General features: G+C 57.1%; 6 protein-coding genes and 1 pseudogene. 5 read left to right on the top strand and 2 right to left on the bottom strand.

Going from position 1 to position 8,161, the window contains the following annotated elements:
- Nucleotides 1-107: 107 nt before the first annotated feature.
- Together APA10_RS08835 and APA10_RS08840 are read right to left on the bottom strand one after the other, a co-directional pair.
- The gene (locus APA10_RS08835; protein WP_012813195.1) at nucleotides 108-407 is read right to left on the bottom strand and encodes a DUF1971 domain-containing protein; all 300 of its coding nucleotides are present in this window, start codon (nucleotides 405-407) and stop codon (nucleotides 108-110) included.
- Between the two features lie 27 nt (nucleotides 408-434).
- Entirely contained in the window at nucleotides 435-836 is a 402-nt protein-coding gene (locus APA10_RS08840) for a group III truncated hemoglobin (protein WP_019088888.1), read from the bottom strand.
- A gap of 150 nt (nucleotides 837-986) precedes the next feature.
- Between APA10_RS08840 and APA10_RS08845 the strand changes: the two genes are divergently transcribed.
- The 5 genes and pseudogenes from APA10_RS08845 to nirB all read left to right on the top strand — a co-directional run.
- Nucleotides 987-1,463, top strand: a complete 477-nt coding sequence (locus tag APA10_RS08845; protein ID WP_035367528.1) for a hypothetical protein — start codon at nucleotides 987-989, stop codon at nucleotides 1,461-1,463.
- A 53-nt stretch (nucleotides 1,464-1,516) separates the two neighbouring features.
- The gene (locus APA10_RS08850; protein WP_250697679.1) at nucleotides 1,517-2,233 is read left to right on the top strand and encodes a Crp/Fnr family transcriptional regulator; all 717 of its coding nucleotides are present in this window, start codon (nucleotides 1,517-1,519) and stop codon (nucleotides 2,231-2,233) included.
- Nucleotides 2,234-2,526: 293 nt separating this feature from the next.
- A complete protein-coding gene (locus APA10_RS08855; RefSeq protein ID WP_019088891.1) occupies nucleotides 2,527-3,747 on the top strand; it encodes a nitrate/nitrite transporter in 1,221 nt (406 codons plus the stop codon).
- Between the two features lie 103 nt (nucleotides 3,748-3,850).
- Nucleotides 3,851-5,458, top strand: coding sequence for an alginate export family protein (locus APA10_RS08860; protein WP_003631120.1), 1,608 nt, complete (start codon nucleotides 3,851-3,853; stop codon nucleotides 5,456-5,458).
- Between the two features lie 372 nt (nucleotides 5,459-5,830).
- Nucleotides 5,831-8,110 (top strand): annotated as a pseudogene (gene nirB / locus APA10_RS08870) (nitrite reductase large subunit NirB); the annotation flags it as partial.
- Nucleotides 8,111-8,161: the final 51 nt, after the last annotated feature.

Raw genomic sequence — 8,161 nt, forward strand, 5'->3', positions numbered from 1 at the left:
CAAAACGCAGACTGGACGCCATCGCAAAAACCGTCAATCAAATCGCCAAAACCCTGAAATCACGAGCCAAGCACATCAATCAAGGGTTCTTCGATCCCTCCACCTGTTCAGGACTGGGGGGCAGAGAACGCGGAAGGGGGAGGGGGCTGATCGTAAAAATCCACCCTCATCGCCACCTTGCCCATGGGTGTTACAAAATGAGGCTGCTGCGGTTCGATCAGGCCGGGGGTGGCGGGTGTCAGCAGAAGTTCAGATGGAGGGGCCAGATAAGTGAGCTTCAACTCCCCCTCAAGCACACGGATCACGCCCCACACACCCGCCTTGGTATTATGGCGCGTGCGCAAAGCAGCAGGTAGCGTGTCCTGATCGAATACGGGCGTGGAGCGATAGGGCAGGGCTTCGGTCATAGGTATCACTTTTCGGGGAACAGCGCCTCAAGGTGCTGTGTTGCGCTGGGGCATGGTCCGTTTGGCGTAAAAAGAGAGTGCAAGCTGCAAGCTTCTGGCAATGTTGGCTGCCTTGTCCTGTAGAACAGCGGCTACATCTGCTGGCATGTGTGTGGAGGTGGTCTCACCCCATAGTGCCAGCCACCGATCAAACAGTTCTGGCGTAATCCGGTCACGGTGCTGCATATGCACGGGCACTGGCTGGCCTTTGTAACGCCCGGTACCCAGCATGACGGAAGACCAGAAAGCCGTGAGCGTTTGCAGGTGCTCAGGCCAGTTGGTCACGGCATCTTCAAAAATGGGGCCAAGCTTGGGGTCCGCGCGCACACGTGTGTAAAAGGCGTCTACAAGTGTTGCCAGCCCGTCCTCGTTTAGTGGCAGCCTGCTCATAATATGAGCCTCCTTAACAGCCTGATGTTGAGCACAGTCTATCTGATGCGACTGGCAGAAAGGTTGCGTCAGCGCAAACCCGGCACGCCCCCAACGCAGTAGAAATATGGTGAGACAGGCAAATATGGCAATCTTCCCAAGGAGGGATGGATGAACGAACTGGCAATTGCCCGGGCACTGCACGTGATCGGGGTCGTGATCTGGATTGGCGGGGTCTCCATGGCGACAACAGCGGCTTTGCCTGCCCTGCGCTGTGGTGTGTTCGGGGCGGACCGGCTTGCGGCTTTTCAGGCTTTTGAGCGCCGTTTTGTGTGGCAGGCGCGCAGTGCTGTGGTTCTGGTCGGGCTGAGCGGGCTTGTTATGGTCATGAAAATGGACCTCTGGGCCCGTTTTGCTGAACCCGGTTTCTGGTGGATGCACGCCATGGTGGGGTTGTGGCTGGTGTTTGCCATTGTTCTGTTTATTGCGGAGCCTCTTGTTCTCCACCGGCGCTTTAATGTCTGGGCAAAGCGTGACCTGGATGCCGCTTTTGCCGCCTTGCATCGCGCGCATATTGTTCTGCTGGTTCTGGGGCTGGTAACCGTTTTTGGTGCGGTGGCGGGTAGCCATGGCTGGTCGCCGGTCTGATCGTATGCGTGACACAATACCCTGCGCGGCATAAGGGGTGTATGGGTCATGGCATGTCTGAGCAAAAAACGCCTTCGCAGAATACGGTCAGGGCCATATGCGCACTGGGTCTGGTAAAGGGGTTGCCGCCCGAAGTGGCAGCGCATGTTGCGTCTTTGGCGCGGGTTGATGTTCTGCCCGGTGGGGCTGGTGTGTTCACGCAGGGAGCGGTGGCGCAACGGGCTTATGCGGTGCTTGTGGGGGCGGTGCGTATCCGCCAGATCGGGAGCGATGGCGCGCAGGCACTCATGCGCATGATTGCACCGGGGGAGATGTTTGGCACCGTCGCACTGTTTACCGAAGGGTATTACCCGGCGGATGCTGAAACAGCGATGCCCTCGCATATTGCAAGCTGGTCAAAAGCGGACTTTATGGCGCTGACCATGAACTCCCCGCAAATTGCGATCAACATTATCGGCATGGTCGGGCAGCGGCTTGCCAATGTTCAAAACCGCCTGCGTGAAATGGCAACCCAGAGCGCAGAGCAGCGCATTGTCCATGCCCTGCTTATGCTGGTTGAGCAGAGTGGCGCCGTGCAGGCCGGGGCTTGTGAGATTTGTATTCCCCTGCGCCGCAGGGATGTGGCGGAACTGGCGGGCACAACGCTCTATACCGCCAGCCGCCTGCTGGCCGCGTGGGAGAAGGTGGGGCTTTTGGCCCGCTCCCGCCAGATGCTGGTTGTGCGTGATGCCAATAAGCTGCGCAGAATTGCTCAGGGCGGACTTCTTTAAAAACATTTTGAATGGACTGCACTCTTCGCAGAGTGTCTTGCTGCTGCATGGCTTGGCACCTTGCGCGGCCTGTGTGGCAAAAAACAAACAGCATCCTGCCAGGATGTCGCCTGCGCACAGAAACATTTTGACATCGGAATGATATGCCGTCATCCTTGGGTCAGATCTGGTAAATGTCAACGCTGGCATTCGATCCATAAGGTCATGATGATATCTACATTGGGGGCCAATGATGGCCTTCTTACCCATGGTGGGCGTGCCTGACGTTTAGTCCGGCACTAGGTATTAGTGTTATGGATAGAGGTTTCCTCAAAGCTGGTCATCCCCGCACTCTGCTTGCTGCTTTTCTTTATTTTGATGTGTCTTTCATGGTCTGGGTGCTGCTTGGGCCGCTTGGCATAGCCATATCACATGACCTGCACCTGAACTCCGGCCAGAAGGGGCTTCTGGTGGCCATGCCTGTGCTTGCAGGTGCTTTGCTGCGGGTTGTTGCTGGCGCACTGGTTGACCATTATGGCCCGCGCCGTGTTGCCATAGGCATGCAGTCCTTTGTTATTGCAGGGCTTGCCGCAACGTGGGTGCTGGCACCACATAGTTATGCCGGTCTGTTTCCCGTAGCTTTTGTTCTGGGTGTGGCCGGGGCTTCCTTTGCTGTTGCTCTGCCTTTGGCATCTGGCTGGTATCCTCCGCAGTATCAGGGCACGGCACTGGGTATTGCCGGGGCTGGTAATTCCGGCACGGCGCTTGCCTCCCTGTTCGCGCCCGGGCTTGCGGCCCTTTATGGCTGGACCAACGTGTTCGGGCTGGCCACGCTGCCGCTTGTTCTTGTGCTGTGTGCCTTTATCTATCTTGCCAAAGAACCACCCCGCCGCCCGAGTGCCGGCCTTGTGGCGTGGCTCCCGGTTTTGAAAAAAGCCGATTGCTGGGCCCTGATGTTCTTTTACGGCGTAACATTTGGCGGCTTTGTTGGGCTGGCCTCCTTCCTGACCATCTATTTTAATGACCAGTATGGTCTTTCCCCCGCAGTGGCAGGGAGCTGCACCGCGCTGGTGGTGTTTGCTGGTTCCTTTATCCGCCCGCTGGGTGGCGCACTGGCAGACCGTATTGGGGGCGAGCGTGCGCTGTGCATACTCTATGGGGCCGCAACCGTTATTTTTGGCCTGATCGGTTTGGGGCTGCCTACGATCTGGCTCGCGTTCCCCGCTTTTTTTGCGGGCATGCTGGTGCTGGGTCTGGGGAATGGTGCCGTTTTCCAGCTTGTTCCCACACGTTTTGCACAGCAGGTGGGCATATTGACCGGGCTGGTCGGCATGAGCGGTGGGGTTGGCGGGTTTTATCTGGCCTCCTCTCTGGGAGCCGCACGGCAGGCAACGGGGTCTTATAGTCTGGGGTTTCTGGCTTTTGCCGGTATCGCTCTGGTGGCTCTTGTCTGCGTCTCCATCTGCCGCAGAAGCTGGAACAAACCAGCCGATGCACATGGGTCTGACACGACCGGCCTTTCCGCAATTTCCTGATCTTCCTTACAGCCACGGATTATGACACGTGGCCTTGAACAAGAATCGCGTGCGCCCCAGGTACGCCCTTTTTCAGACCTGGCCAATCTCGGTTCATGCGGCTGTGCTGCTGGGCACTGTGGGGATACACCCCGCCTTGGCGCAGGCTGCCAGTGCTCCCGCGCAGGATACAGCCCCGACTGCACGCCAGACCATTGTGGCGGTGGAGAAAAACAACACGCCCAAACCCGCAAAAGCGGCGGGGCACATCCCCCATACACAGGATTGGGGGGTGTTCAACGCAGGCAAGCAGGCTGCCAGCGGCTTTGGAACAATGGCAGGCTTTGGGCAGGTCCGCTGGGCCGAGGACTGGAGTGATCTCGAAAACGTTCCGGTATCGAAAAGAAATAAGGACTGGTTCAATCGCCTTAAATACATACGCCTGAACAACACAGGCAGTATCTGGCTCTCCCTGAGCGGGGAGGAGCGGCTACGCTATGTGTTTGAAAACCAGCCCATGATGGGCACAGCAGGTAAAACCAACGCCAACCGCGTGCTGTTGCGCAACATGTATGGTGCAGACCTGCATCTTGGTGAACATGTGCGCGCATACGCCGAGTTTTTGTGGGGTGTGGCCGGTGGCTCCAATTACTACGGGTATCAGGCAGGCACACAGCGCGAGCGGCTGGACCTTCAGCAGGGGATTCTGGAGGTAAAGGGGCATCTGCTGGGGGCAAGCATGGGGGTTATTGGCGGGCGGCAGGTATTTGTGGATGCGCCGGTTTCCATGCAGTCGGCCCGTGACCTGCCTAACGTGCAGCAGACATGGGATGGCGTGCGGGGCTACGCGGTGTGGAAGTCCTTTCGTGTTGATCTGTTTGACTTCATGCAGACCAATAAAAAGCCGATTGATGTGTTTGCAGATGGCACAAGTTACAATGCCCGCATGTATGGCGCCTACACATCCACGGCACTGCCATCATTTTCTTTTATGAAGCAGAAGAGCCAGCTTTTTGCCGATGTGTTTTTTCTTGGCTACCTGTTTAACGGTGCCAATGCGGCCCTGCCTCTTGCTCAGGCAGGCAAGACGGAAGCAGGCTCCACCCGCCGGGATAATATAGGCGGGCGTTTATGGGGGAATGCCGGTCCGTTTGATGTTAATCTGACCGGGGTTTTTCAGGGTGGGCAGTTTCGTCCCGCGCAAAAGGATGCGCAAACCCGTCCGGTCCGGGCATTTGCGGTTAACGGCAGTATTAGCTGGAATGCAAAAAACCTTCTGGGTAAGCCTTCTTTCGGGATTCAGGCCGATGTGTTTTCCGGCGGGAATTACAACAGCAAGAATGGTGCAGTTGGCACTTTTGCAACACCGTATGTCGCATTGCCATATTATAACGATGTTACACTCGCCCTGACATCCCAGAACCTTGTGGGGGTTGGCCCGCTGATTACAGCCGCCCCCAGACCCAACCTGCGCCTGAGGCTGCACGTGCCTGCTTTCTGGCGTGAGAGCACACAGGACGCCGTTTACGGAACAGGCAAGACCTATGCCTGGCGCAATAACCTGCATGGTGGCTTTGTTGGTGTTTCTCCCCAGGTGCAGGTTGCCTGGAGTTTTGCCCCGCATTTTACATGGACGCACGATATTGCAGGTTTTGCTTCATCCCACGGCATGCGGGAGGCCGGGGCCAAAAGCGGCATGTTTTATATGCAGACCATGGAGTTCAAGTTCTAGGTCCGTATGCCATGAGCCGGGGCAGCTTTTGGCGTGATATGTGGTTCACTATTTATTTTATTTCGTGTAAGGAACTAATTGGAAGCATCCCATAACAGTTACCGTCAACGGCGGTGGTAACGGGTTAACGGCGAGTTGTTCAGGGGTCAACGGCGGCTCCTTGGCCTGAACAAGGCGTGTTTGCACACAGTGCAAACGCAGGAACCGTTCCATAATGGTGCAGCGTTTTTCCCATTCTGTTTTCTGTAACATGCGTCTTTCCCTGTGTGCACGCCTCCTGCGGGGGCGGTTGCACGCTTCCGGGCAGCCTTGCGCGCATATGGGCATTTGCGTTGTCACCCCCTGTTCCCAAATTGCGAGGAGTTACTGACCATGGCCACTACCGGCACTATCGTTATCATCGGCAATGGCATGGTGGGGCACTACTGTGCAGAACAGCTGGTCATGCACGGCCTGCACGAAAATTGCGCCATCCACGTATTTGGCGAGGAACTGCACGATGCATATGACCGCGTGCACCTGACCGAATACATGACCGGGCAGGATGCGCTGGCCCTGCGCCTGCATGCGGAAGATTTTCATGCAGCACACGGCATTACCCTGCACCGTGGGGTGCGCGTGAGCAGCATAAACCGGCAGGCACAGACCGTACACAGTGCAGAAGGCGCTTTGCAGTACACAACCCTGATTCTGGCAACCGGCTCCATCCCCTTTGTGCCTCCGGTGCCCGGAAATACCGGTACGGCAGGGCTTGTTTACCGGAATCTGGAAGATCTGGACCTTATCCGCGCAGCAGCACAGGGTGCTCAGCACGGCACGGTTATCGGGGGTGGTCTGCTTGGGCTGGAGGCCGCCAATGCCCTGAGAATACTGGGCCTGCACACAAGCGTTATCCAGCTTGGTGGGCACCTTATGTCTGCCCAGCTGGATAAGGAAGGCGGGGATGCGCTCAAATGCCGGATTGAGGCATTGGGGATAGATGTGCGCACCTCCCACGCCACAAAGCAGATTGTGCCGGGGCAGACCTGCCGGCACCGCCTGATTTTTGCAGACGATACGTTCCTTGAAACCGATATGGTGGTGTTTTCCGCCGGTATTCGTGCGCAGGACCAGCTTGGGCGTGAGTGCGGGCTGGAGGTGGAGGCACGCGGCGGTATTGTGATTGACCAGAGCTGCCGTACGTCAGACCCGGCCATTTTTGCCGTTGGAGAATGTGCCTCCTGGCAGGGACAGGTTTTTGGTCTGGTTGCGCCCGGCTATGCCATGGCCCGCACGGTTGCGTCCATTCTGGCAGGCGAGGAAGCGGCTTTTACCGGGGCAGACATGTCCACCAAGCTCAAATTGCAGGGCGTGGATGTGGGCTCCATTGGCGATGCCTACGGGGCAACACCGGGGAGTAGGAGCTACCGCTTTATAGGCGAGGCAGATGGCACCTACAGGCGGCTTGTGCTGTCTGGGGATGGTGCCCGTGTTCTGGGTGCCGTGCTGGTGGGGGATAATTCGTATTATGACACCATTCTCCAGTACGTGCAGAACGCGATCAAACCCCCGGCCGACCCGGCAGCACTTATTCTCCCGCGTGGGGAAGGGGCGGAACTGCTGGGGGCCGATGCCCTGCCCGATACGGCCATGGTCTGCTCATGCCATAACGTGACCAAAGGGGCGATCTGCGCAACAATAGATGCTGGATGCACTGATCTGGGGGAACTCAAGCAGACCACAAAAGCCAGCACAGGGTGCGGCGGGTGCGCCGCCCTTTTGAAAAGTGTTTTTGAAACGGAGCTGGAAAGCCGAGGCATTACGGTTGATCGCAGCCTGTGCGAGCATTTTTCCCATACCCGGCAGGAGCTGTATTCTCTGGTCCGGGTGCACGGTATCCAGACATTTGAAGAGCTGATGCAGCAGCATGGCCATGGCGGTCTGGGGTGCGACATCTGCAAACCTGCGGTTGGGTCCATTCTGGCTTCGGCCTGGAACAAGCCCATAACCGACCCGCTGTATATTCCCCTGCAGGACACGAACGACACGTTCATGGCCAATATGCAAAAGAACGGCACCTACTCGGTTGTGCCACGCATAGCCGGGGGGGAAATTACACCGGACAAGCTGATCGTGCTTGGTCAGGTTGCAAAAAAATATGATCTCTACACCAAAATTACCGGTGGGCAGAGGATCGACCTGTTTGGCGCGCAACTGCACCAGTTGCCAGAAATCTGGACCGAACTGCTCGATGCAGGGTTTGAAACGGGGCAGGCTTACGGCAAGTCCACCCGCACCGTAAAATCATGCGTGGGGAGCACATGGTGTCGTTACGGTGTGCAGGATAGTGTGGGCAAGGCCCTTGATCTGGAAAACCGCTACAAGGGGTTGCGCTCGCCCCATAAACTCAAGTTTGCGGTTTCTGGCTGCACGCGTGAATGTGCGGAAGCACAGAGCAAGGATGTGGGGGTTATCGCCACAGAAAACGGCTGGAACCTTTATGTCTGCGGTAATGGCGGCATGCGGCCGCGCCATGCGGAACTGTTTGCAACCGACATCGATTCAGAAACTCTGATAAAATATATAGACCGTTTTCTCATGTTCTATATCCGCACGGCCGATAAACTCCAGCGGACCTCTGTCTGGCGTGAAAATCTGGAAGGTGGGCTGGACGCGGATTTCTCACACTTGAGGCAATTTCGGGTCATTTTGTAGAATTCAGTC

Origin of the sequence: Acetobacter pasteurianus subsp. pasteurianus LMG 1262 = NBRC 106471 (assembly GCF_000285275.1) — a bacterium.
Classification (GTDB): domain Bacteria; phylum Pseudomonadota; class Alphaproteobacteria; order Acetobacterales; family Acetobacteraceae; genus Acetobacter; species Acetobacter pasteurianus.

Bases quoted from the DNA above. Each gene is read 5' to 3' on its own strand.
- APA10_RS08835 (WP_012813195.1), bottom strand. From the start codon at position 407: ATGACCGAAGCCCTGCCCTATCGCTCCACGCCCGTATTCGATCAGGAC.
- APA10_RS08840 (WP_019088888.1), bottom strand. From the start codon at position 836: ATGAGCAGGCTGCCACTAAACGAGGACGGGCTGGCAACACTTGTAGAC.
- APA10_RS08845 (WP_035367528.1), top strand. From the start codon at position 987: ATGAACGAACTGGCAATTGCCCGGGCACTGCACGTGATCGGGGTCGTG.
- APA10_RS08850 (WP_250697679.1), top strand. From the start codon at position 1,517: ATGTCTGAGCAAAAAACGCCTTCGCAGAATACGGTCAGGGCCATATGC.
- APA10_RS08855 (WP_019088891.1), top strand. From the start codon at position 2,527: ATGGATAGAGGTTTCCTCAAAGCTGGTCATCCCCGCACTCTGCTTGCT.